The 24,528-nt window shown below is 51.8% G+C and carries 16 protein-coding genes; 6 read left to right on the top strand and 10 right to left on the bottom strand.

Annotated elements, in window-relative coordinates; all coding sequences use genetic code 11:
- Positions 1–135: 135 nt before the first annotated feature.
- Positions 136–1,926 (bottom strand): ATP-binding protein, encoded by a 1,791-nt coding sequence (locus tag NDI45_RS13210; protein ID WP_348247615.1) that lies wholly within the window; start codon positions 1,924–1,926, stop codon positions 136–138.
- A gap of 276 nt (positions 1,927–2,202) precedes the next feature.
- Complete coding sequence (locus tag NDI45_RS13205; RefSeq protein ID WP_348247614.1) at positions 2,203–4,728, bottom strand: MHYT domain-containing protein; 2,526 nt, start codon at positions 4,726–4,728, stop codon at positions 2,203–2,205.
- 803 nt (positions 4,729–5,531) lie between these two features.
- Between NDI45_RS13205 and NDI45_RS13200 the strand changes: the two genes are divergently transcribed.
- Together NDI45_RS13200 and NDI45_RS13195 are read left to right on the top strand one after the other, a co-directional pair.
- Positions 5,532–9,746 carry a PAS domain S-box protein gene (locus NDI45_RS13200; protein WP_348247613.1) on the top strand — a complete coding sequence of 1,405 codons (4,215 nt, stop codon included), beginning with the start codon at positions 5,532–5,534 and terminating at the stop codon, positions 9,744–9,746.
- A gap of 15 nt (positions 9,747–9,761) precedes the next feature.
- Entirely contained in the window at positions 9,762–10,451 is a 690-nt protein-coding gene (locus NDI45_RS13195; protein ID WP_190792753.1) for a PD-(D/E)XK nuclease family protein, read from the top strand.
- Here NDI45_RS13195 and NDI45_RS13190 read toward each other — a convergent pair.
- The 4 genes from NDI45_RS13190 to apcA form a co-directional block, all read right to left on the bottom strand.
- On the bottom strand, positions 10,448–10,921 hold the full coding sequence (locus NDI45_RS13190) for a hydrogenase maturation protease (RefSeq protein WP_190792746.1): 474 nt from the start codon (positions 10,919–10,921) through the stop codon (positions 10,448–10,450). The genes NDI45_RS13195 and NDI45_RS13190 overlap by 4 nt on opposite strands.
- A 737-nt stretch (positions 10,922–11,658) precedes the next feature.
- Complete coding sequence (locus tag NDI45_RS13185) at positions 11,659–11,862, bottom strand: phycobilisome linker polypeptide (RefSeq protein ID WP_190792747.1); 204 nt, start codon at positions 11,860–11,862, stop codon at positions 11,659–11,661.
- A gap of 246 nt (positions 11,863–12,108) precedes the next feature.
- Positions 12,109–12,594 (bottom strand): allophycocyanin subunit beta, encoded by a 486-nt coding sequence (gene apcB, locus NDI45_RS13180; protein WP_190792748.1) that lies wholly within the window; start codon positions 12,592–12,594, stop codon positions 12,109–12,111.
- Between the two features lie 101 nt (positions 12,595–12,695).
- The gene (gene apcA, locus NDI45_RS13175) at positions 12,696–13,181 is read right to left on the bottom strand and encodes an allophycocyanin subunit alpha (RefSeq protein WP_190792749.1); all 486 of its coding nucleotides are present in this window, start codon (positions 13,179–13,181) and stop codon (positions 12,696–12,698) included.
- Positions 13,182–13,608: 427 nt separating this feature from the next.
- Here apcA and hpsE point away from each other — a divergent pair, with 427 nt between their 5' ends.
- On the top strand, positions 13,609–14,562 hold the full coding sequence (hpsE, locus tag NDI45_RS13170; RefSeq protein WP_348247612.1) for a hormogonium polysaccharide biosynthesis glycosyltransferase HpsE: 954 nt from the start codon (positions 13,609–13,611) through the stop codon (positions 14,560–14,562).
- A gap of 24 nt (positions 14,563–14,586) precedes the next feature.
- Complete coding sequence (locus tag NDI45_RS13165) at positions 14,587–15,603, top strand: glycosyltransferase (RefSeq protein ID WP_190792751.1); 1,017 nt, start codon at positions 14,587–14,589, stop codon at positions 15,601–15,603.
- A 133-nt stretch (positions 15,604–15,736) separates the two neighbouring features.
- On the opposite strand, the gene NDI45_RS13160 is transcribed toward NDI45_RS13165, so the two are convergent.
- From NDI45_RS13160 to NDI45_RS13150, 3 genes are all read right to left on the bottom strand, one after another.
- Positions 15,737–17,248 carry a UbiD family decarboxylase gene (locus tag NDI45_RS13160; RefSeq protein WP_348247611.1) on the bottom strand — a complete coding sequence of 504 codons (1,512 nt, stop codon included), beginning with the start codon at positions 17,246–17,248 and terminating at the stop codon, positions 15,737–15,739.
- Positions 17,249–17,349: 101 nt separating this feature from the next.
- Complete coding sequence (gene aac(6'), locus NDI45_RS13155) at positions 17,350–17,793, bottom strand: aminoglycoside 6'-N-acetyltransferase (protein ID WP_348247610.1); 444 nt, start codon at positions 17,791–17,793, stop codon at positions 17,350–17,352.
- A 53-nt stretch (positions 17,794–17,846) separates the two neighbouring features.
- Complete coding sequence (locus tag NDI45_RS13150) at positions 17,847–18,740, bottom strand: urease accessory protein UreD (protein WP_348247609.1); 894 nt, start codon at positions 18,738–18,740, stop codon at positions 17,847–17,849.
- Positions 18,741–19,065: 325 nt separating this feature from the next.
- Here NDI45_RS13150 and NDI45_RS13145 point away from each other — a divergent pair, with 325 nt between their 5' ends.
- The gene (locus tag NDI45_RS13145) at positions 19,066–23,067 is read left to right on the top strand and encodes a CHAT domain-containing protein (RefSeq protein WP_348247608.1); all 4,002 of its coding nucleotides are present in this window, start codon (positions 19,066–19,068) and stop codon (positions 23,065–23,067) included.
- A 10-nt stretch (positions 23,068–23,077) separates the two neighbouring features.
- Here NDI45_RS13145 and NDI45_RS13140 read toward each other — a convergent pair whose 3' ends face one another.
- Positions 23,078–23,545, bottom strand: coding sequence for a nucleoside 2-deoxyribosyltransferase (locus NDI45_RS13140; RefSeq protein ID WP_348247607.1), 468 nt, complete (start codon positions 23,543–23,545; stop codon positions 23,078–23,080).
- A gap of 589 nt (positions 23,546–24,134) precedes the next feature.
- On the opposite strand from NDI45_RS13140, the gene NDI45_RS13135 reads away from it, so the two are divergent.
- Positions 24,135–24,455 (top strand): RNA-binding protein, encoded by a 321-nt coding sequence (locus NDI45_RS13135; protein ID WP_190791311.1) that lies wholly within the window; start codon positions 24,135–24,137, stop codon positions 24,453–24,455.
- Positions 24,456–24,528 lie beyond the last annotated feature (73 nt).

The raw sequence follows: 24,528 nt of genomic DNA, 5'->3' as shown, positions 1-24,528 counted from the left end.
CGCCCCCGAAATGCCCCAGGTTTTGGCAGACTTTGAGAACCCGTAGGAGAGATTTTCCCTGAATTGGGGGCGAGAGAGCAGTTTGTGGGATCGGTCGCGTCAAATCGATCGCATCAATCTGTTCCTACTTCTCTCCTACTCCTCGATCGCCCTGGGCAACTCAATCACAAAAGTGGTTTGATTGGACCCGACCTGAAGGCAAATCGTTCCTTTCAAGCGTTCCGTCAGTTTTCGCACCAGTGCTAGGCCCAATCCCGTACCGCCGTGCTTCCAGGGATCGTTGTTCGGAATGCGATAAAACCGATCGAAGATGCGACTGCGCTCTGCTTCAGGAATTTCGATGCCCGTATTACAGATCGAGATTTGCAGCGTTTGTGGAGCAACCTGAACTCGGATAATGATTTTTTCCTGGGGCGGCGTGTATTTGCAGGCGTTATTCACCAGTTCGATCAGAACCCGCTCTAGCGCAGTAACCTCGGTTTGCACAAGCGGCAGATCAGGCGGCAATTTATAGATTAGCTCTTGATTTTGGTTCTGGATGCGCTCTAAAAAGCCTTGTGTGATTTGAGGAATGAGCAGCGAGAGATCAACCGCAGTTAGCCGCAGCGGCTCCGATTCGTCATTCAGGCGAGTTAGATCGAGCAGGTTGTTAATCAGGCTAATTTCGCGCTGGCACTCGTCTTTGAGGATTTGCAGATAGCGATCGAGTGGCCTAGGTAACTCAGGATTGAGCATATTTGCCTTTTGAAGCACGATTTCCAGCATTTGAGCTGCCATTTTTGCATTGGTGATCGGACTCCGCAGTTCGTGGGAAACTGTACTCAAGAAATCATCCTTCAGCAGATTCAGGCGGGTCAGTTCCTCAACCTGCTGCTGCACTGCCTGATACAGCCGCGACTGCCGTAAGCCGATCGCACACTGGTTTGCCACCTGCTGCACCAGCCGAATTTCATAGGAGCGATAGCTGTAGTCCCGATCGTTGATCAGCCAGATATCCCCCAAAACCTGACGGTCATCGAAAATCGGGCACACCAAAATCGCTCGCCGTCCGCGAATCGGGTTAGGCTGCAAATTGCAAAACTGAAGGCTCTGCCCTTGCAGAAGCTGGTCATAGAATTCGGGATAGTTGGCAAGCCGTGCCGTACGACCGCGAAACGGAATTACCGGAGGGTTGTACTCATAAAGAATCGTGGAAGTGCCCTGCTCTAGGTCATACAGCGCGATGTTGCAGGAGTTAATGCCTAAGCCTGCGCCCAGTTCTTCTACCGCCGTCTGGAGAATCCGCGCTTCGTCGAGCGAACTGCGAATGTGATCGACAATTCGCCGCAAAATTGCCTCAAACTCAATCACAAGGCGCAGTTGTCCAGTGTTGTGCTGAATTTCCACTTCCTGTTCTGCGTACAGCCGCATACAGGTATCTCTCACATCGCTCATTGTGAGCACCCGGCTGACCCGCCCAACAGCGTCTAGAACAGGTAAATGGCTCAACTGATGCTGTTGAAACATCAGAAAAACCTGCGATAGATCCTCTGCCTCGGCTTCGCTCAGGGTTAGGGCGGGCTGCACGATCGATCGAATCGGCAGTGCCGTCAGATCACAGGACGACAAATTGCCCGACGCCGCAATTTCCTGCACGATCGCTTGCTGCGTCAGCAGTCCCAGCGTTTCGATCGCGGTCGATTGGCTCAAAGCAGATTCTTCAGAACAGAGCAAATCCGCAGACTGCTCGAAGTTATCAACGACTAAAACATAGTCCGTTTTAGCTTGCTGCATCACTTCAATGGCATCTGCGATCGAAGCAGTCAAAGAAACATAAGGAAAACACTTCTCAACTGCCCCCCGATTTCTAACTTCACCAGAAGGCATTTGCCCCATTTCTTCTACGATAGGAGAAACCAATGCTGTGAGGTCGGGTATTTCCGCCATTCTAAACGATGCAAAAATTTCCTGAACAAGTTTATCGCTCTGACCCAAGTTTGTCGGTTTGCGTCGTTCGCTTTCCTGCTTTTAAATTCTCTAGAGCGCAGAAATCTTTGCATTACTCAACACTTACAGAATTTAAAGAGTGAAATGGCAAACCTTAAAGTTAACTGACGGAAGTTAGCCAGCAAATTTAGCTAGACCTTAAAATGTCCTATTGCCCGGTATCGCTATCCTGTTGCCCGGTACAAATTGATAATCATCATTCGGATTAATATCGGATTAATAAATTAACGCCCGTCCCGCTACCTCTGCCACAGCTTTAACTAGATCAGCCGGATCGATCGGCTTAGCAAGGTGCCGCTGGAAGCCTGCCTGTAGAGCTTGCTGATAATCTTCATGTCCTGCATAGGCAGTCAGAGCGATCGCTGGAGTTTGTCCACCTGCCGATGCCGCCAGACCTCGCACCTGCCGAATCAAAGCATAACCATTTTCCTCGGGCATTCCAATGTCGCTGATCACAATATGGGGCTTAAAGTGGGGCAACGCTTGCAGTGCTGCCGCAGCAGAAGCAACGGTTTCAACAATCGCGCCGTCCTGCTCTAGAATTGCCCTCAGCAGTTCTCTGGCATCTGGCTCATCGTCCACAACCAGCACCCGCAAATCTTCCAGCACCGACAATTGACTAGATGAATTCTGAACAGGACTCGATCGATCGCCCTGCTCCAGTTCAGAAGGAGACAGGTTCACACTGCTAATTGGCAGATTGACCTTAAAAGTAGATCCTCTGCCTTCCCCATCACTCTCAACGCTGACCGCGCCGCCGTGGAGTTCCACCAAATGCCGCACGATCGCCAGACCCAGCCCTAAACCACCAAAGGTGCGTGTCGTTGAGCCATCCGCCTGCCGAAAGCGATCGAATACATAAGGCAGGAAGTCGGGGTGGATGCCTTTTCCGGTGTCGGTGACGGTAAGTTGGGCGTAGGGGGTGGACGAGGAAAGGGATGAAGGAACGGATGAGGGAATGGGGATGTGAGGGGATAAGGGGGAAGGGAGTGAAGAGGTAGAAGAGGAATGCTCGGCAGTCGTTGTGCTCCCTTGACTGCTCTCCATCTCTCCATCGCTTTCCCCAACATGCTCTAGCTTCACTTCAACTCTGCCCCCATTGGGCGTGAATTTGATGGCATTGGCGAGCAGGTTCCAGACGATTTGCTGAAGGCGATCGGCATCGCCCAGGATGGGTCCGGCAGTAGGGTCGAGCATGGACTCTAGCTGGATTTGTTTGGCGGTTGCGGCAGGGCGCACTGCATCGAGAGCAGACTGGATCACTGAAACTAACTCGACCGGATAGACGACGACTCGCAGTTTGCCTGTAATAATGCTCGATACATCCAGCACATCTTCGACCAAACGGCTCAGAGCGCGGGTGTTGCGATCGATCGTTTCCAGGGCGCGGCTGGCGGTGGCTTCGTCGAGCTTGCGGGTTTGCAAAAGCTGAACCCAGCCCATCATCGCGTTGAGAGGAGTTCGCAGTTCGTGGGACAGGGTTGCGAGAAACTCATCTTTGAGGCGGTTTGCCACCTCAGCGGAACCTCGTGCCAGCATCTCGCTTGCAAGCAACTGTTCTCGTTCGGCTTCGACGCGCAGGCGGATTTTTTCAAGGTGCTTCGCAGCAGTAATATCGCGGCAGGTCATCACAATTCCCTGAACAGCAGGTTCGTTGAGCAAACTATTGGCAAGCACTTCAAAATCGCGCCAGGAACCATCTTTGTGCTGCAAGCGAAGCTGTGTTCGCTGAATGGTTTGCGCTTTGGCGATCGTCCTAGCGGGAGAACTGCTTTGCATCGCCTGTTGGAGCAGATGAATTGCTTTGCCCACATCGTCGGGATGCACGAGTTCAAATGCTTTTTTGCCGATCCAGTTTTGCGGCGAATCGTCTAGAATTTGCTCGATCGAGGAACTTACGTCAGTCACTTGCAGGTCTGCCCCGATCACCGCAATGATGTCAGAGGCGTTTTGCACGAGCGATCGAAATCGGGCTTCGCTTTCGTGCAGTGCCTCGGCTCTGGCAAGCTCAACACTAAGGCGGCGCGTCATAAATGCAGCCGTTAGTGCCAGGATGAGAATCACCAGCGCAGCTAACCCGATCAGCCCTGCCAGCCACAAATTTTCCAGTTTTTCTTCAGATTGAAAGACCGCAGTAGGCATTGGCTGAAAGTGAACGGCAGCCATTGCAGCATAGTGCATTCCATAAATCGCGCTGCCTAACCCGATCGCCCCAATCAGCTTTCGCAGCGTTCCGCCCAGGTTAATTGCACTTCGCAGCTTAAATGACAGCAGCAGAGCCACAAACGATGCTCCAATAGCGATCAGCATCGACAGCAGCACCCATCGCCAGTCATAGCGCGGAATTGCTGCCAGCCGCAAAGCTCCCATGCCTGTGTAGTGCATGGATGCAATACCCGTTCCCAAGATTAGGCTGCCAACTGCAAGCTGTTTCCAATCGAGTTTAGGCTGACTGGCGATCGACAGCACCACGCCCGAAGCCACGACTGCCACCACCAGCGAAAATAAAACGATCGGCACGTCATAGGTCATTGGCAGCGGCAGGCGATACGCCAGCATCCCGATGAAGTGCATTGCCCAGATGCCAACGCCTAGTGCGACTGCGCCACCCACCAGCCAGAGTTTTCGAGCAACCCCCGCCGACGCATTGACTCGTCCAGTCAGATCGAGCGCAGTATAACCTGCAACAATCGCCAACAGGATCGAAAAAATGACCAGAATTGGGTTGTAGGATGCAGTCACCGTGAACTGCCCTCTCAGCTACACTAATTCTTTTTTAGCGAAAATTTAATCAAATGTGCTCTATATTACGAATGAAATACTGCATTCCTGTCCATTAGCCTGACCCTTAGACAGATCCAATCGCTGGTGCTAAATAAAGAGCAAACGAATGCTGACGTAGAAACATTTATCACTACAGACTGAGGCACGATTGAGCAGTCGGGCAGAGGTGCAACAGCAGGGTAATCCCACAAAATAACAGCATTCTGGAAATCACTCTACGGCTATGCTAATTACTTTTCCTTTAATAACTGCCTTAATAACGACTTCCATGACTATGGCTCTAATGACCATAGCGATCGCAATTCCAGTTTTGTCTCTGTTCGTTTACAACCGTATTCTATTGGGTTAGTCCTTCTATCTCGCTGCTTGTATTTCACTACTTGTATTTCACTGTAGTATGGGTTGCGCAAGTAACACTTCGGGCTAGTTAAGTTTAAGCGAGCAAGTTTGAGCAAGTAACGGTTGCTAAAAAACGATCGCTTAAAAAGTTGCTTCGATTTCGGCTTCTCATTTCACCAAACCAGCATTATTTGTTCAACATCTGTTCAACATCAGATTCATTCAGCATCAGGAGAGCTACTTATGTTTACCGTCATGGCTTTAACTGTTTGGCTTGTTTTCTTTACCGTGCTGCCTCGCTAAGATCGATCGCTAAACTGCATCGCTAAACTGCTCTGTCTACAGGCTGACTTAAATTCACAGTAAACTCTTCTAGCGAAGAATCATCTATAAAAAGAGATAAGTCTTCTGGCTCGCCTTTCATGTGGAAACTTGCTCAGCAATTTCAGTTCTTTGGCAGTCTGGTTCTACCTTCTGCTGCGGTTACGTGGCTTTGCGATCGGTATTCACCCTTTGCCTTTGATCCGGTCTTTGAACGTACTTTGACTGCCTTCATTGATGAATTCTGGAATCCTGGTTCCCCGCCTTCTCATCAGATCACTTCACATTTGACGGTGGCGTGTGTGGGAATGCTGTTGAGCGATCGATTTCGCTGGCTGAAGCCCTGCTACACCAATCAGAACAACATTAATCAGAACAGCACCTATCAAAACACGCTAGAGCAGGGTAATCCAGACCAGGACGATCTGAGCCAGGAAGATCTGAGCCAAAGCAATTCAGCCCAGAATCGGCAGTCCGATCGTCAAAGCCAGCTCCAGAAAAAGATTTGGTACAGTCAAGTCAATCTCGACCAGGATCAAAATCGGGGAAGAAACCAGGAAACCGAGCCGCTAGAGCAGCTTCCACTGGAACAGTTCTTTGAACTGACGACTGATGGATTCATCATTATCGATCGCAACTGGCGATATACCTACATTAATGCCAGGGCAGAACAGCTTCTAGGCAAACCGCGCCAGCAGCTTCTGGGACAGAGTGTTTGGGAGATTTTTCCAGAACTACGGAGAACCAAAGCATACCGTGCTGCCCTGCGCGTCATCGCATCGCAAAAACCTGCCCAATACGAGGAATATTATCCCTCGCTCGATCGCTGGTTCTCGGTTCATATTTATCCTAGTTCAACAGGGATTGCAGCCTACTTCCTGGATATGACTGCCGCAAAAAAACTTGAAGCGGGCCGTCAAGAATATGAGCAGCAGCTTCATTTTCAGCTTCAGCTTTTGTCGCAGGTGAATGATGCTATTGTTGCCGTGGATCGGCAAGAGCAAATCACTTATTGGAATGGAGGTGCGGCAAAACTGTATGGCTTGCCCGCCGAGGCAGTTGTCGGACGATCGCTGGCTGAGGTCGTGCAGTACGAGTGGCTTCATCCGGGCGATCGGCAGCGTGCGGCTCAAACATTGATCACCCAGGGGTACTGGCGCGGCGAGATTTTGCACTTTAATGCAAAGGGCGATCGGCTATTTGTCGAATCGTCGGTCACCGTTCTCAAAGACAGCGATGGCAATGCGAGCGGCATGATTGGCGTGATGCGGGACATCACCATGGCAAAGCACCGCGAAGCAGAACGCAAGCAGATTCAGGCACAGCTTCAGGAGAGCCAGTCTCAGTTGAACGCGGTGCTGAAGTCGGTGCAAGATGTGCTGTGGTCACGCGATATCGAGACGCGAGCGCTGCTTTATACCACTCCCTCCGTCGAGCAACTCTGTGGTTTGCCGATGCAGGAATTTTTGCAGCAGTCTGATCTGTGGCTAAGCTGCGTTCACCCAGACGATCGCTCGCGCCTGATTGAACTCGATCAGGCACTGTATCAGCAGCAATCGATCGATCAGTTTGACATAGAATATCGGCTGTGCCGCCTCGATGGGCAGGTTCGCTGGGTTCGCGATCGGGGCTATGTGGTGAGAAACGAGCAGGGACAGCCCGATCGCATTAATGGCATCACGACTGATATTACGGTTAGTAAAGAGGCAGCCGCCGCCCTGCGTCAGAGCGAAGAACGGCTGCGGCTGGCAGTCAACAGTTTGCCAGATGTATTTGTGGTTTACGATGCAGAGCGGCGATTTGAGTATGTCAACGAGACCGGACTGCGTCGAGCCGATCTGACGCTGGCAGAGATGCTCGGTAAACGCGATGAAGATCTCTGGTCAGAAGAAGTGACGCAAGCCTATTTACCCACGCTGCTCAAAACGGTTGAAACCCGACAGATGCAGTCGATCGAGTGCAGTTTCACGCTGCCCCAGACCGACCCCTTCACCATGATTATTAAATACGTGCCAATGCTGGATGAACAGGGCGAAATCCAGCAGATTCTTGCCTTCACGTTTGACATTACCGATCGCGTCCGGGTTGAAGCAGAACGAGATCGAGCAGCCGCAGAAATCAATCGGCTGAACCAGGAACTCGAACAGCATGTGCAGTCGCGAACGGCTCAGCTTCAAACTGCTCAGGCAGAACTCGAATCGCTCAACGACGATCTGGAGCGGCGAGTCATTCAGCGCACGATCGAGCTAGAACTCACCAATCGCTTGCTAGAACAGGAAGTTGCTGATCGCAAACTGTCAGAAGCCCGCTATCGATCGCTGGCTCTGGCCTCGGCAGAAGCCGTCTGGACGACCGAAGCCTATGGAGAAGTCGAAATGGCGCAGCCCTCCTGGGAACGCCTGACGGGACAAAGCTTTCCAAATTATCTGGGCGCAGGCTGGCTGGTAATGATTCATCCCGAGGATCGATCGCGAGTCAGGGTACAGTGGACCGAGGCAGTGTCAACCCGCAGCACCTTTGAAAGTGAACATCGGGTGAGAATTGCAGACGGGAGCTACCGCTATTTTTCGGTTCGAGCAGTGCCCGTATTCGATGAGTCCGGCAATCTGCTGGAGTGGGTCGGCGTGCATACCGATATCAGCGAAGCGAAGCAGGCAGAACAAGCCCTCCGCACCAGCGAACAGCGCTTTCGTCGCCTTGCCGAATCCAATATTTTTGGGGTCGCGTTTGGCAACTTTTCCGGCAATATTGTGGATGCCAACGATTATTTCCTGAAAATGACGGGCTATGAGCGATCGGATCTGAAAGCCGGACGAATTCGCTGGCTCGATATGACCCCCGCCGAATACCTACCGCTTGATATGGCCGCCGGACAAGAACTGCGGCAGCGCGGCGTTAGCACTCCCTTTGAAAAAGAATACATTTGCAAAGACGGCTCCCGCGTTCCGATTTTGATTGGCTCTGCGTTTATGAATGAGCCGTATGACGAACAAACCGAGATTGTTTCCTTTTACGTCGATCTAACTGCCCGTAAACGCGCCGAAGCCGAACGCGAAAAGCTGCTCGCCCAGGAACAGGCTGCCCGACAACAAGCCGAAACCGCCAACCGGATCAAAGACGAATTCCTCGCCGTGCTGTCCCACGAACTGCGATCGCCCCTCAACCCGATTCTCGGTTGGACTAGACTACTGCGAACCCGCGCTTTTGATGCCGTCACCACCGACCGCGCCCTGGAAACGATCGAACGCAACGCCAAACTGCAAACCCAGCTGATCGAAGACCTGCTCGATGTCTCCCGAATTCTGCGCGGCAAGATGAGTCTGCAAATGACTCCCATCGATCTAGTCAATGTGGTTGAGGCGGCGATCGAAACCGTGCAGCTTGCTGCCGAAGCAAAAGCAATTCAAATCGAATTCGCCCCATTACCTGCCCTCTACCAGATTACGGGCGACGCAGCCCGCCTTCAGCAAATCGCCTGGAACCTGCTCTCCAACGCTGTCAAATTCACACCTAATGGGGGCAGAGTTGAAGTGAAGCTAGAGCGCATTGCGGGGAGCGATGGGGAGATGGGAAGTGGCCAAGCGGGTACAACTGCCGAGCCTTCCTCCTCTCCCTTCTCACCCCCTACCCCCTACGCCCAACTCACTGTTACCGACACCGGAAAAGGTATCCACCCCGACTTCCTGCCCCATGTGTTTGACTACTTTCGGCAGGCAGACAGCTCGATCACGCGCACCTTTGGCGGCTTAGGACTGGGTCTGGCGATCGTGCGGCATCTCGTGGAACTCCATGGCGGCACGGTCAGCGTTGAGAGTGCTGGAGAAGGGCAGGGCACAACGTTTACTGTTTGTTTACCGCTGATTCAGTCCGATGCGCTGGTGCTGGCAGAACCCGCCCCGCCGCCGATGATTGCCAATGCTGAGCCGCTCAAAGGCATTTGTGTGCTTGCTGTAGATGACGAAGCCGATATGCGCGAATACGTCAGCACCTTGCTGCAAGAAGCAGGGGCAACCGTCATACTAGCTAGCTCTGCCAAAGAAACGCTGACGATTCTGCTCAAGACGGTTCCCGATGTTCTAATCAGCGATATTGGAATGCCTCGGATCGATGGCTATACGTTGCTGAAACAAATCCGTCAGTTGTCTCCGAAGCAGGGTGGACAGGTTCCGGCGATCGCCCTTACTGCCTATGCTGCCGAATACGACTACCAGCAGGCAATGGCGGCAGGCTTTCAGCTCCATTTGTCTAAACCGATCGATCCTGATCATCTGCTGCAGGCAATCCGTCGGTTGCTTGATATGAAGCAATTTTCCTGAGCCGTTTTCTTGAATATGCTCCCGGTTCCCCAGCTTTTACCCGTGTATTCTGCCAAGTCTGTCCGCGAGCGGGGGCAGAGCTACTTTGTAGGTGCCGAAGGAAGACGGCTCCCCAGCGTGACAACGATTTTGAACGCGACCAAGCCTCCCGAAGCTCGTCAGGCACTTATGAACTGGCGCGATCGAGTGGGGGCAGAAGAAGCCAAACGAATTTCAGGCAATGCCAGCCGACGCGGTACCCAAACTCACAAACACATTAAGCACTATTTGCTGAGTCAGGATGTTCCCCGTCCTGAAACCGTACAACCCTACTGGGACAGCCTCTCACCCGTGTTGCAGCAGGTCGATCAGGTGCGGTTGGTGGAAAGCTGCGTGTTTCACTATGATTTGGGCTACGCTGGAAAAATTGACTGCGTTGCCAGCTATTCCGGCACACCCTGCATTCTCGACTGGAAAACTGCCGATCGCCCCCGCAAAAGTCTCGATCGGCTGAACGATGCCCCCCTGCAATTGGCAGCTTACTACAGCGCATTTAACTTTTCCTATGCCGATCAGGGCATTGAGCTGGAGGCAGCAGCGATCGTGGTTGCGGTTCCTGAATCTCCGGCAGAGCTGTTCTGGCTAGAGGCAGACACGCTGAAGCAATACTGCCAGCAGTGGGAGCAGCGCGTCGCAGAGTTCAATCGGCGGTTTCGGCGCGGTTAAGCATAACTCATAACGGGCAGCGATTCCACGATCGCATCAAACACTTTCGCAGCTGCACATTTCACCACCGGACTCAGTTCTAATCCCAAATTAAGCTGATCTGCCTCAATTAAATACACGGTGATGTCTTTAGGAAAGTCTTTTCCCATCATTTTACGTCCGACTGCCAGCGCGTGATCCCAACGGAAGTTGTGCAGGCTGTGCCCCGGTTCTGGTAAGCTTTCTAGCTCTGCGCCCCGCATAGTAAAGACGGCTCCTGGCTCTGAACCCGTAGTGCAGGCATCAATAATAATTAGCGTATTGCTGCCTCTTGCCTGAACCATCACATCGGTTTCGCCCGTACCGCAGTCAAACACACCTACATCCGATCGGGGATATCGGTTAAGAAAGCTCTGTAAACGCTGAGCGACAATAACGCCCACTGCATCATCACATCGATTTAGATTACCGCAGCCAATAATAGTAAGCATAGGAAGTGAAAATTTTAGGGTGTGCAAATTGCAAGGAAAAGAATACTGCTGCCTTATCTGTAGCCCCAAAAAAGGAAACGTGGGTGAATTCAGCGTTGATACCCAGAAGAACGGAAAGCCAAAAACCGCCTCGATAAATTTCAGGTGATAAACTTCAAACAGTAAATTTCAGACGATGAATTTCAGATGATCAGTTTCAGAACACTAAGGCAATTAAGGTCACTGAAGAAATCTTGCGGAACGGATTCCCTGGGTAAACGAAAAATCTTGCTGGACAACTGGAACACTTGTCATACAGGAATCGCCTTTACCGTCTTTAGTATAACGATCGTGTTTTTGAGCAGCCCAGGCTTAATAATTTCTTACTAAATGAGTTGCTGCCGGGAAGGGTTGAGCCGTAACAGCCACTAAAGACTGAGCAGTTCCAATATCCCGAGACAAATCAGTTCGATAGGAAAACGGAAGTCGTAGAATATCGCGTTAGTCGATTTACTGTGCGATTAGGATTTATTTTGCGATTAAAGGTATTAGTAATTAGAAGTATTAGCGATTAGAAGTATTATTAGAAGCATTTAAGACGGCACATACAATAAAAAGTATAAAAATACAAAGTGGGCACTACCTCGCAAAACCGACTAAGCTAGCCTGGTTGTTGAGCGGTACTGCCCAGATTGTGCAGGTTTAATGACGACAAATGCGAAATAAACCTGATAGCTTGTTGTGAAAAATTTGAAGAATTACTTCAGACCTACATCCATGCCGGGTTTGCCAGTTGCCAATTCAACTTTGACAATCTTGCCGCCCATCTTCTGAATGCGCTGCTGTTCCTTAAACCAGTTGTCGTAGGGAACGAGCTTGGTGAAGTAGGTATTTTGCAGTTCCCGCTGAGTGCGAATTCGCGTTTGGCTGGGAACGCAAGCCGTTACTTTAAACATCCGCATCGTGTTCTCTCCTGAAAAGTCGGAAACAGTAGGTTGAATCCTAATCAAAATCTGGGAGTCCAGAATCAATCTTAGACCGTCTCAGCTCGCTCTGTGAGCCGCCCCTGACTGCCTAACACTCACTCTAGACTTCCCAGACTTCCAGGAAATTCAAGCTGTGAGTCTTTAGCCTTCAGCCCTAAATCCAAGGCACTGTTCAACTAAAACAGAACGATCGAATCTAAAGCTCAAAACCAAAGCTGAAAATTAGCTCAAGCCAGAGCAGATGTAGTCGAAGTAAACGCCCATTTCCTTACCAGCATCAGCACCCACCAGGCTAGCGGTGACTTCCTTCATTGCCTGGATTGACTGCACGGTTGCAGCGATCGGTACACCCAGCGAGTTGTAGGTTTCCTTCAGACCATTCAGCACGCGCTCATCCAGGATGGAAGGATCTCCAGCCAGCATAGCGTAGGTGGAATAGCGGAGGTAGTAGTCGAGGTCGCGGATGCAGGCAGCATAGCGACGGGTGGTGTACATGTTGCCGCCGGGACGGGTGATGTCCGAGTACAGCAGAGACTTCGCCACAGCTTCTTTCACAATTGCAGCAGCATTTGCGCTGATGGTGGTTGCTGCACGAACGCGCAGTTCACCGCTGGAGAAGTAGCTCTTCAGCTTCTCCATTGCTGAGGTATCCAGGTACTTACCCTGAACGTCAGCTGAGTTGATTACAGAGGTAATAGCGTCTTGCATGATCTCGCTTCCTTAAAACGTAATCTTGTGGGTCAAGATAGAAAATTGAAAGAGGGATGAGTTTTCCAAACCGAAGCAAAAATAGCTCAGTGCGGGAACTCTTATTGCATTGCGCCGATAACGTAGTCGAAGTAAGAGCCAGCTTCAGTAGCATCTTCACCGGACATCATCGACAGAGCAGCATTCTTCATTGCGCGAACGCCTTCAGCTACTGCATCGATCGGAGTACCCAGAGACTTGTACATCTCGCGAACACCCACGATACCGATTTCTTCGATCGGGGTTATATCACCGGAAACGACTCCGTAGGTGACGAGGCGGAGATAGTAGTCGAGGTCGCGCAGGCAAGTTGCAGTCATTTCTTCGCCGTATGCGTTGCCACCGGGAGAAACAACGTCAGGACGCTTTTGGAAGAGCTGATCGCCAGCTTGCTTCACGATGCGCTCACGAGATTCGGTCAGAACCTGAGCAATCCGTAGGCGACGTGCACCCGAGGTAACGAAACCACGAATTTGATCCAGTTCACCAGGGCTGAGATAGCGAGCCTCAGCATCAGCATTCACGATTGACTTCGTGACAATACTCATTGATGGATTCCTCCAAAAAGCAAAATGTACCAGGAATGTTTATACTGGCGTACACCAGAAAGGTGCCTGAAATAAAGGTGTCTGATTACTAGCCCCTCAGTGGTCTATCCTCAGTCATCTTCCCGATTTATTGTCAGGCATTTAGTTCATATTCTTAGGCACGTCGCAATATTTTGTAATACATTTCCTCAGGGATGTATAACGGCAGGTGGATGAGGATAAGTTTGATTCTCTCCAGAAGCATAGAATGTTTGATTTGACAACATTTTATTTACACGATTTGCTTGATTTGTAATATTTGTCTGCAACGAGATTGGCGATCGCTGAGAAGCCGTAACAAATCGCAGAGTTCTACATAAAGTTCCGATTACCTCAAAGCCGGGAATGCTTAAGGACACCTCCACTCATCCAATCCTGCTCCTGCTTTATGGTAAATTTCACAGTCGCAATTCCGACCTACAATAGCGAACAGCGATTGCCCGAAGTGTTGCAGTGTCTTCGATTGCAAGTAGTCCCTGCAGAGTTAGTCTGGGAAGTGATCGTGGTAGATAACAACAGCCGCGATCGAACCGCTCAGGTGATTGCCGACTACCAAGCTTCTGATTTTCCCTGTCCGCTGCGGTATGTGCTTGAGCCACGTCAGGGGGCTGCCTTTGCCCGACAGCTTGCTATTCAGGAGGCACAGAGCGACCTGATTGGATTCTTGGACGACGATAACTTGCCGGATAAACACTGGGTGGCTGCTGCCTATCAGTTTGCTCAAAGCCATCCTCAGGCAGGCGCGTTTGGCAGCCAGATTCACGGTGAATTTGAAGTTGCCCCGCCGCCTAATTTCAAGCGAATTCAATCATTTCTGGCGATCGTGGAACGAGGCAATCAGGCTTATTGTTATGAACCGTCAAAGCGAATGTTGCCGCCTTCAGCCGGATTAGCCGTGCGAAAAAACGCCTGGTTACAAGCTGTACCGGGCACGACCGCTCTAGTGGGCCGCGTACAGGGTTCGATGTTAGCGGGAGAAGATACCGAAGTACTTAACTATATTCAGCGGTCGGGCTGGGAAATCTGGTACAACCCGGAGATGCAGGTGAGGCATAAAATTCCCGCTTGGCGACTCGAACAAGCCTATTTAGCAGCTTGTTTACGCGGGATTGGATTATCGCGATCGGTGATTCGCATGAGCCGCCTCAAACCGTGGCAAAAACCCTTCATGCTGTTTGCTTATTTAGGGAAAGATTTACACAAGCTCATTTCTCACTTTCTCAAATATCGCGCTCAGCTCAAAACAGATATAGTTGCTGCTTGCGAAATGGAACTGTATCTCAGCATTCTCATGAGTCCAATTTATCTCCGGGGAAATAGCGGTGCTAATAAACCAAGATAAACTCAATTGCGAGTTAGTAGAGCAATGATTAATCCTCCTTCCATTTCACCTCCGCTCATTTCAATTGTGATTCCGGCTTATAATGCTGAGGCAACAATTCAAAGAACAATTCAATCAGTCTTAATCCAGACTTACACCTATTTTGAGCTGCTCATCGTTGATGATGAATCAAAAGACGCAACGTTAGAGATTGCGAAGCGTTTTTCCGATCCTCGCATCAAAGTATTTTCCTGTGAACACGCGGGTTCGTCTGCCACTCGAAATCGTGGTATTGAGCAGGCATCTGGGGATTACATTGCACTGCTTGACGCAGATGATGTTTGGACGCCGAAGAAGTTAGAGTTGCAGCTTCATGCTTTACAAACTCACCCGGAAGCAGCAGTTGCCTATAGCTGGACTGATTATATTGACGAAGCCGATCGCTTTTATCGTAAAGGCTGCCATGCGAAACACAGCGGCAATGTTTATGCAAAACTGCTGTTAATGAACTTCATTGAAAACGGTTCCAATACGCTCATTTGTAAGCGGGCATTCTCGGAAATTGGAAACTTTGATGCATCGTTGAGCAATTCGCAAGATTGGGATATGTGGCTCCGGCTTGCTGCTCATTATTCGTTTGTTTGTGTTCCCCAAGTTCAAGTTTTATATCGCATTTCACCTGGGTCTGCGTCTACCAATGTCAAGGGAATCGAAAGAAACTGCATGCGGATTCTCGATCGCTGTTTTACAGAAGCTACTGAGTCAATTCAATCCCTCAAAAACCAGAGTTTTAGCAACTTATATTTTTATCTGGGGTTAAGAGCGGCGGAAGTGAGTCGATCGCGCCGGAGTAATCTAATTGCTCTGCGCTATTTATTTCAAGCTTTTCGATATGAGCCATCAATGCTTTGGCGACGACAGGCGTTGATCAAGATTGCGTTGACAAAAATTGTATTCAACATGGTTCTGTCCCCTTCCGTTGCGCGATCGATTCTCATCCACTCTAAAGAGCGGCGGCTCAAAAGAGACAGTTCACTTTCAGAAAATCCTGCGCTCCAGTAGACCGGGCACTGCTGAATTGCAGCATGAATTCGCTCCTCTCTAAGGAACTACCAAAGGATCAAAGTCCCCCAGCGTTGGGGGATTTAGAAGGCGATGTAGAAACTAGAACACTGCTCCAAAATCCCTTCAGCGGTTAGCGAATGTCATAGCCAAACAGATTCGGATTCACTTCATCCAGTTTCAGATCGGCTAAGCCGTATTCCGCCCAGCGTCGATTAACCATTGCGGCAGTATCGGGGTCAGATTGAAGCGGCTCATGCCAGTAGCGATCGGTTTCTGGCGGAATTTTGGTGGTAGCATCAATGCCCATCCGTCCGCCCAGTCCTGCTTTTTCGGTGGCAAAGTCGAGGGAGTCGAAAGGGGTGTCGGGCAGGATAAACACATCACGTCCCGGATCAACCTTGGAGGCGATCGACCAGACCACCTGACGCGGGTCGCGAATATTAATGTCCTTATCCACCACGATCACAAATTTTGTGTAGTTGAACTGGGGCAGGGCACTCCAGAAAGCCATTGCTGCCCGTCTTGCGTGACCGGGATATGCCTTGTCGATCGCCAGGACTGCCGCCTTGTAGCTCAGGGTTTCCATCGGCAGGAAGAAATCCACAATTTCGGGAACCTGCTGCCGCAAAATGGGGGTGTAGATGCGGTTTAGAGCCAGTGCCATCATTGCGTCTTCTTTGGGTGGACGACCGCTAAACGTGGTCATGTAAACCGGATCTTTGCGGTGCGTCACGGTATGGAAGCGAATCAGGGGAGCTTTTTCATTGATGCCGCCATAAAAGCCCATGTGGTCACCTGCGGGACCGTCGATCGCCGTTTCGCCTGGAGTAATCGTGCCTTCCAGGACAAACTCTGCATCTGCGGGGACTTCTAAGTCGATCGTTTTACACTTTGCCAGCTTTACGCCTTCGCCGCTGTAGAGTCCGGCAAACAGCCATTCAGATAGATCCACCGGAATCGGAGTCGCGGCTGCCATGATTAGGAGTGGATCAACCCCCAGAGCCACAGCGACTTCCAGCTTTTGACCCCGCTCTGCCGCTTTTCGGAGGTGACGGGTTGCACCCCGAATCGAGAGCCACTGTACGGTCATCGTATTTTTGGACTGAAGCTGCAAGCGATAGACACCCACATTCACAGTGCGATTTTCCGGGTCCTTAGTGATCATCAAGCCCAGCGTAATCACACGCTCTGCGTCACCTGGATAGACGCGCAGCAGCGGGAGTTTGGTTAAATCCACCTGATCGTCCTTCATGACAACTTGCTGACAGGGTGGAAAGAAATTGCGTCCAGGCTTTGCTTTAATCACGTCAAATAACGCTTGACCCAGCTCGATTGCCTGCGAAATCTTCTTGGGAGGACGGGGCTGATAGAGCAACGCCAGCTTTTTGCCGAGAGCTTCCAGTTCCTCAGGACGCTCCATATTCATCGCCCAGCAAATGCGCTCCACGGTTCCCATCACGTTGATTGCAACCGGATAATCTGCGCCTTTCACGTTTTCAAACAGCAGCGCGGGTCCACCTGATTGCAGCATCCGGTTACTGATCTCGGAGATCTCTAGATTTGGATCGACGAGGGTTTTGATGCGTCGGAGCTGTCCCCGATCTTCGAGCAACTGCAAAAATTCGCGTAGATCTCTCGCCATGATGCGCTACCGATACCCCGTGAAACATCTGTTTACATTTCTTCTTTTATTATGGGGGAGTAGCGGAGCGAGAACAGCATTCGTTGGGCAAAGGAATGAGTTTAAAGAATGGGTTTGATGTAGGCGACAACCCGTTCTACTTCCTGAAACCCCATTTTGCTGTGAAATTCATGGCTTATAGCGTTGTCGAGTAAAGCGTCTGAAGCGAGTTCTACACAGCCATGCTCCAGTGCCCACTGTTCGGCACAGTGGATTAAAGCCGTACCAACTCCCTGTTTGCGGTATTCATCTTCCACATAAATTCCTTCGATATAGGCAACCGGACTGCGACTCGCCCCTGGTACATAGTCCGATCGAAGCGAAAGATTCATAAAACCGACCGCGGTTCCGGCATCATTTCTGATCAGGAAACCTACCTGACGAGAGGATTCGAGAATTTCTGTCAAAGTGATCTGCATTTCTTCAGCAGAATCATCTGGCCAGAGTTTCAACGCTAAATTCAGCCATTCATTGAAACCATGTTGCGTCACTTCAACAATTTTCACATTGCACTCCCTCAGAGGTTGTTTGAGCAGTGTTTGAGATTCTGCATTGCCCCCTAAATCTGCCACACCCTCGGCACACAAATCGATCGCCCCAACTCCTCCTGCCGCACCAGTTCCCAGACCCGCATAAACCATTTTCTGGCTTCTAGAGTAGAGTTTCCGCGATAGCGGCAGAGCAATCCGGCGGTGAGGCGAGTCACTCCGACTTGATTGGCTGATTCATGCAGGGAAATAGAATCTTCCGGTTCTTTGCCTTCGGGATACCATGCAGTTCTTGCCGCCTTGACTCGATCGGGGGAAACTTCGCGTCCGATGAACACAAAGCTGCCGATCACGGGATATCCGGCGAGTCCGTGCAGGCTAGTCATCATCTCATGGCCGCCCTGAATGCCCTGCGGGTCAATCCACAACAGCCGCTCGTTTTGCCAGACTTCGGTTTTCGAGCGCCAGTAGCCCCCGTTAAACCGTTCGCCTCTAGCACTGCGTCCTAACCGGGTAATATCCCAACCCATCCAGATTGCGCCTGGTTCTAGCTCGACTTTGAGCTGCTGAGCATACTGCGCCCCGTCAAACACGATCGTCTCCTGCGGAAACCATTCCAGACAGGCAGATGCGCCGATTTTGATGTGCGTGGTTTGCTGTGCCTCTTGACCGTTACTGCGATAGATTTTGGCAGCCGCCGCAGAGGTAAGCAGGGCATGAGCCTGGGGCTGAAGGTTGATTTGCAGCGAGAGCCGATCGCCCCCCACAATGCCTCCCGCCGTATGCAGCATCACGGTATGACAGGTTCCGGCTTCAGGATAAAAAGGACGCTGCACTTTCAGAGGAGCCTGGACAAAGACGCGATCGAGAATCGTCTTTTCCTCGCGTTGGGCGTAATCTAATTCAAGGTGTCCGTGCCAGGAGGTCGGCGGATTGGGGGCAGTCAAGGGAGTTAGGGCAGTCAAGGGTGAGGTTGATCGTTCACATCACGCATTACTTTAGCGAACCTCACCCTAAAACCAATGGATCAAATTCTGAAGCTGTCCTGCATTAATTTTTTGCGCGTTTGTACGGAATCACCCGATCGCCTAACGTAACGTAAGAGGGAGAAGCTGTCTGAGAAGTGTTCGAGATTCAACATCGCCTCCTAAATCCCCCAACTTTGGGGAACTTTGAGAAGCCAAAGGAGAACTCAGTTTCCCAAAATTAGAGGGCTAGAAAGGCGGTTCGGGCAATCATCGTTGCTTTTCAAAGCTTTTCTGAGCTGTTCTGACTAGACCTGATGCCCCCATGTCTAAGACTTCCTGCCCTCCGGCTTTTCGGCTGCTGCTGGTGCTGCTGGCAATCTTTACTGCTTCTCCGGTTCTGGCGCAGCGCATTGCTCCGGCAAATGATGGAACTCGAACGCAGGTACGGCAGCGCGGCAATCGTTTTGATATCGAGGGGGGACGACGATCGCGGGACGGCAGAAATCTATTTCACAGCTTTGAGCGGTTTGGGCTGAGCCGAGAACAGGTTGCTAACTTCCAGTCTGATCCGGCGATTCGCAATATTCTGGCTCGGATTCGGGGCGGCGATGCTTCGCTGATCGACGGCATTTTACGCGTGTCGGGCGGCAATTCTAATCTCTATCTGATCAATCCGGCAGGGATTATTTTTGGGCGAAATGCACGGCTCGATGTTCCAGCAGCGTTTACGGCTACAACCGCAACGGGAATTGGCTTTGCTAACGGTTGGCTGAGCGACATCGGTCGCCCTGACTATGCTGCACTGGTTGGCGAGCCGATCGGGTTTGACTTTGCCCTGACTCAGTCGGGGGCGATCGTGAACTCTGGCAATCTGGCGGTTACTGAGGGACAATCTCTGACGCTGCTGGGCGGAACTGTGGTGAACACCGGCGAAATTGCTGCACCAGGGGGAAATTTGACGATCGCCGCCGTACCTGGAACCCATCGAGTGCGCCTTAGCCAGACCGGATCGCTGCTCAGCCTGGAACTGCCTACTGAAAGTTCAGCAAATGCTGCCGATGCCTCGCTTCCAACCAGTCCACTTTCCCTGCCGTCCCTGCTCACCGGTGGCGAAGAGCTTCAAAGCGCAACCGATCTAATCGTCCAGCCCGACGGGACGGTGCAGCTTCGCGGGTCGGGAACGGTGATTCCCACACAGCCTGGAACGACGATCGTCTCTGGAACCCTGAATGCAGCAACGTCAGGAACACCCGCCAATCCTGAAATTACGGTGGTGGGCGATCGAATTGCCCTGCTGGATGCCAATTTGGATGCATCGAGCGCGACAGGTGGAAGAATCCGGGTCGGCGGCGACCTGCAAGGCACAGGTACATTGCCCCAGTCTCAGGTTGTTTATGTTGATCCCAGTTCTAGCCTAGCTGCAAATGCCAACTCCGCAACGGCAGCAGGCAACGGAGGACAGGTCATCATCTGGTCAGAGCAGGGAACGCAGTTCTTCGGCAACATCAGCGCGACGGGGGGCGCAACGGGCGGAAACGGGGGCTTTGCGGAAGTGTCGAGCCGGGGGCAGCTTACCTTTGCCGGACAGACCAACCTAAGTGCAGCAAACGGTCGTCTAGGCACACTCCTGTTGGACCCAACCAATATTCTGATTTCTGACACAGCCCCCGCGACTCCCGGTACAGACACCGCTTTGCCAGATATTTTGGCAGGCGAATTTGCAGGCGATATCACGATCAACGCAGCTACGCTCACGGCTCAGGCTGCCGATGTCATTCTAGAAGCCACCAACAACATTACGGTTTCTCCCTCGATCGCCACCCTGTCGTTTGTCCCCAGTTCCGGCGGCTCGATTCGCTTTACAGCTGATGCAGACAGAGACAGAACAGGAGGATTCTTTAGTCCCACATCGACCATTTTTACCAACGGACGCGATCTGACGATTTCTGGAGCCACGATCGCTACAGGCGACATTCTCACTCAGAGCGGGTTTGGTGAATTTGTAGGAGCTTCAGGCGATGTCACACTGACCGCAACCGGAGACATTACAACAGGCGCAATTTCGACCGCAGCAGGGTTTGGTGCGCTTGCAGGGGATGTGACGATCGCCAGTTCGCAGGGCAGTGTCACCGTCGAGACGATCGATGCTTCCAGTCCTTTTGGTGAAGCAGGGGATGTCGCAATTGCAGGCGATCGAGTGCAGCTTACAGGCACTTTGCCCACCGAGGAGGGAATCGCAGCCAGTATCGATGTCACCGGCGGCTTGGATGGCGGCGTACCGGGAACGATCGCCATTCAGTTTGCAGGCGGAGCTGAAAACCGCCCGTTTGTCGTCGGCACACCCGGAATCGCCGGGACTACCCTGAGCGGCAGTGCCGGAAGCCTTACTGCAGGACCAGGAGGCACGATCGCTTCAGGCAACTATACCGTCGCACCTGCCGGAAACACGCTCAATCCTGAACCTGCGATTGCGATCGCTTCAGTAAATGCCGCACCCACGATTACGCCAGGAACCACTGCCCTAACCACGCTGGTGGGTGAGCCGCTCTCGATTCCAGTCAGCAGTTTTGTCGCCGGAGTCACCGACCCCAACGGCGATGTGACACTGCTGCGGCTAACTTCCCTCCCACTCGAAGGAACCCTGACACTCAACGGAGTGCCCATTCTGCCGGGAACCCTGCTGGCTCCGACCGATACGCTGGTCTATACGCCGCCGCTTGATGTGCCTGCCATTTTGCCTGTGTTTGAAGTCGTTGCTGTGGATCTGGCGAACGGTGTGCCGTCTCTATCTAGCTCTGCACCGATCGCTGTTCAAGTCACGATTCGTAATCCTCCCACGCCCGGTCCCCGACCCAGACCAGGTCCCAATCCTCGACCCACGCCTGATCCTGATCCCGATCCTCGACCCACGCCTGATCCTGATCCCGATCCCCGCCCCCCTGACCCCAGGCCATCCCCCAGCCCGCTGCCCCCATCCCCACCCGAACCGCTGACATCTGCTGATCCGCGTGTGGATACTCCGCCACTGACCCAGCCTATTCCCCAGGTAACGCTGCCGCCAACCTTGATCGACACCGATCTACCCCGGCTAGAACGGCAGTATTCAAGTGACTTTGAGGACTATTTAGGGTTGCCGCCTCAGCCGATCGTTACCCTGGATCAAGCAAAGGAGCTGGCGCAGGATATCCAGCAAGCAACGGGCGAACAGCCTGCATTTATCTATATTTCTTTTGTGCCAGAAGGCATAAACCCACTGGCGATCGACCCATTGGCGGAAGAGAGCGATCAGCTTGATCTGGTAGTCGTGACCGCGCAAGGGTTAATCCGGCGGCGTGTTCCCGAGGCAACCCGATCGGCTCTGCTGAAACTTGCCCAAGACTTCCGCAGTGAGATTACCAACCCGCGCAATCTAGAAACCACCAGCTACCTGGCAGATGCTCAGCAGCTTTATCAATGGCTGATCACGCCGCTTGCCGATGAGCTGAAAACCCAGGGCATTACCAACCTCGTGTTTCTGCCCGATATGGGACTGCGATCGCTTCCCTTTGCGGCACTGCATGACGGACAACAGTTCTTAATCGAGCAGTACAGCGTCGGTTTAATGCCCAGCCTCAGCCTGACCGACACCCGTTACGTCGATGTCCGAAGAGCACAACTGCTGGCAATGGGCATCTCAGAGAGTACTCAGGGACAAAACCCGCTCCCTGTCGTTCCCACAGAACTCTCAACGCTGGTACTGCGGCTCTGGCAAGGCGGCAGAATTGTGCTGAATAACGATGCCACGATCGAAAATTTCAAGCAAGTTCGCCAGACCCAGCCCTTTGGCATTATTCACCTGGCAACTCATGCCGACTTCGTCCCCGGACCCATTACGAATTCCTACATCCAGTTCTGGGACGAGCGACTGCTAATGGATCAGGTGCGTCAGCTCCGCTGGAACGATCCGCCCGTGGAAATGCTGGTCTTAAGTGCCTGTCGAACCGCGCTGGGCAATGAACAGGCTGAACTCGGCTTTGCCGGACTTGCTGTGCAAACAGGCGTTAAATCTGCGGTGGCAAGCCTCTGGTTCGTCAACGACACCGCCACTGCTGCCCTGATGACCCGCTTCTACGACGCCCTTACAAATGCGCCCATCAAAGCCGAAGCCCTCCGTCAGGCGCAAATTGCAATGGTACGCGGACAAGTCACGATCGCCAATGGTCAAATCCAGGGTATCCCCGGCATTGGTAGCATCCCCCTCCCCCCAGGCGACAACAGCTTCAGCGGCTCCCTCTCCCATCCCTACTACTGGGCTGCCTTCACAATCATCGGAAACCCCTGGTAAAAACATCCCTTTACCACTCCCCCCTCACCCACTGATACAACGCCTTCTCCGGCGCACTAATCTCTGCTACCGAAGTATAGTAATACCGCTGCCAATCGGCTTCCGGCAATCCGGCAAACACCATTAAGTTCAGCGGATACTGTTCACTATCCGTGCAGCGGCGAAAATCGTCTCGGAATAAAAAGATGGCTTTCTGAAGGGCGATCGCTATGCCCAGCTCGACCATGACCCCTTCATCCGGCGGCATTCCGTTCACGATCGCAAAAATGCCATCACACTGCTGCACATCTTTCAGGTCTGCCTGAGCCACCTGATATGCCCATCCCGGCTGGGAAAAATCAACCTGATTGTTGCGGCTAAACGGCTCCCACACCTCGACACCGATTGACTCCAGAGCAGAAACGATCGGCGGCAGCAGTAGATCGCGCTGTTGCTTGGAAAATCCATAGGGATTGGCAAGATAAATTGCTTTTGTCATGCTGTTTTTCAGCGTCCTGCTTCAGTAATTGGTTGTGATAGCCATTGGTTGTGATAACAAATCGGTAGCGATAGCTAGGGCATTAAACGACCTGCAAGCATCGAACATCCTCCCCATTCCCTAGCCCTGCTCGAGGACTGACCCTATCCCTATAAACAATCCTTTAAGACAAACAAAGTATTGATAATAGATTTAAACCATTCCCAGATTTACCGCGAATCGTCTGCCCTGCTCTCATCTAACTCAGGCCTAAACAGGGGGTAGTTATGAGGGCTACCTTTGAGCTAAATTCCCTAAGGGTTTTCCGCTTTAGGCTTTTTCAGGCTTTTATGGGGGAAGGCAGCTCTCTGCTGAATGATTCCTCTCCTCCCGTATCGCTCTCCTTTCTGTTTCCCCTGCTACGTCTTCTATCTCACAAAAGATACATTTGTTTACGAATAAATTTCACTTGAAGCGGGCATCTCAGGCTACTATAGGATTTGGGATTTGAGATAGTCGGTAGTTAGTTGTGCTTGTGCAAGATTGGATAAAGATTGACGGACAACACTCTGATTATTTGATTCTCTGCATTGGTTCTATGGAGTAGTTTATGTCAATCTATGTTGGCAACCTGTCCTATCAGGTTACTGAAGAGGACGTCACCACTGTTTTTGCTGAGTACGGTACGGTAAAGCGAGTTCAGCTTCCGGTCGATCGGGAAACAGGTCGGATGCGTGGTTTTGGTTTCGTAGAAATGTCTTCAGACGCTGAAGAACAGGCTGCGATCGATGCACTTGACGGCGCAGAGTGGATGGGACGCGATCTAAAAGTCAATAAGGCGAAGCCTCGCGAAGAACGCCCTGCAGGTGGCGGTGGCGGTTGGGGAGGAGGTGGTGGCAATCGCGGTGGACGGAACGATCGTCGCTATTAAGCCTTAAATTCCCCAAAATTGATAGTTTGAAGTTAAGAGCTTCTAGTAGGCTGAGACGATTGCCTCGCTCTGC

The organism is Leptolyngbya sp. GB1-A1 (assembly GCF_039962475.1).
Taxonomy (GTDB): Bacteria; Cyanobacteriota; Cyanobacteriia; order Elainellales; family Elainellaceae; genus Leptolyngbya_A.
Note: the sequence above shows the minus strand (reverse complement) of the source record. Positions and strands in the feature narration are given on the sequence as shown.

Bases quoted from the DNA above. Each gene is read 5' to 3' on its own strand.
- NDI45_RS13210 (WP_348247615.1), bottom strand. From the start codon at position 1,926: ATGGCGGAAATACCCGACCTCACAGCATTGGTTTCTCCTATCGTAGAA.
- NDI45_RS13200 (WP_348247613.1), top strand. From the start codon at position 5,532: ATGTGGAAACTTGCTCAGCAATTTCAGTTCTTTGGCAGTCTGGTTCTA.
- NDI45_RS13195 (WP_190792753.1), top strand. From the start codon at position 9,762: ATGCTCCCGGTTCCCCAGCTTTTACCCGTGTATTCTGCCAAGTCTGTC.
- NDI45_RS13190 (WP_190792746.1), bottom strand. From the start codon at position 10,921: ATGCTTACTATTATTGGCTGCGGTAATCTAAATCGATGTGATGATGCA.
- NDI45_RS13185 (WP_190792747.1), bottom strand. From the start codon at position 11,862: ATGCGGATGTTTAAAGTAACGGCTTGCGTTCCCAGCCAAACGCGAATT.
- apcB (WP_190792748.1), bottom strand. From the start codon at position 12,594: ATGCAAGACGCTATTACCTCTGTAATCAACTCAGCTGACGTTCAGGGT.
- apcA (WP_190792749.1), bottom strand. From the start codon at position 13,181: ATGAGTATTGTCACGAAGTCAATCGTGAATGCTGATGCTGAGGCTCGC.
- hpsE (WP_348247612.1), top strand. From the start codon at position 13,609: ATGGTAAATTTCACAGTCGCAATTCCGACCTACAATAGCGAACAGCGA.
- NDI45_RS13165 (WP_190792751.1), top strand. From the start codon at position 14,587: ATGATTAATCCTCCTTCCATTTCACCTCCGCTCATTTCAATTGTGATT.
- NDI45_RS13160 (WP_348247611.1), bottom strand. From the start codon at position 17,248: ATGGCGAGAGATCTACGCGAATTTTTGCAGTTGCTCGAAGATCGGGGA.
- NDI45_RS13145 (WP_348247608.1), top strand. From the start codon at position 19,066: ATGTCTAAGACTTCCTGCCCTCCGGCTTTTCGGCTGCTGCTGGTGCTG.
- NDI45_RS13140 (WP_348247607.1), bottom strand. From the start codon at position 23,545: ATGACAAAAGCAATTTATCTTGCCAATCCCTATGGATTTTCCAAGCAA.
- NDI45_RS13135 (WP_190791311.1), top strand. From the start codon at position 24,135: ATGTCAATCTATGTTGGCAACCTGTCCTATCAGGTTACTGAAGAGGAC.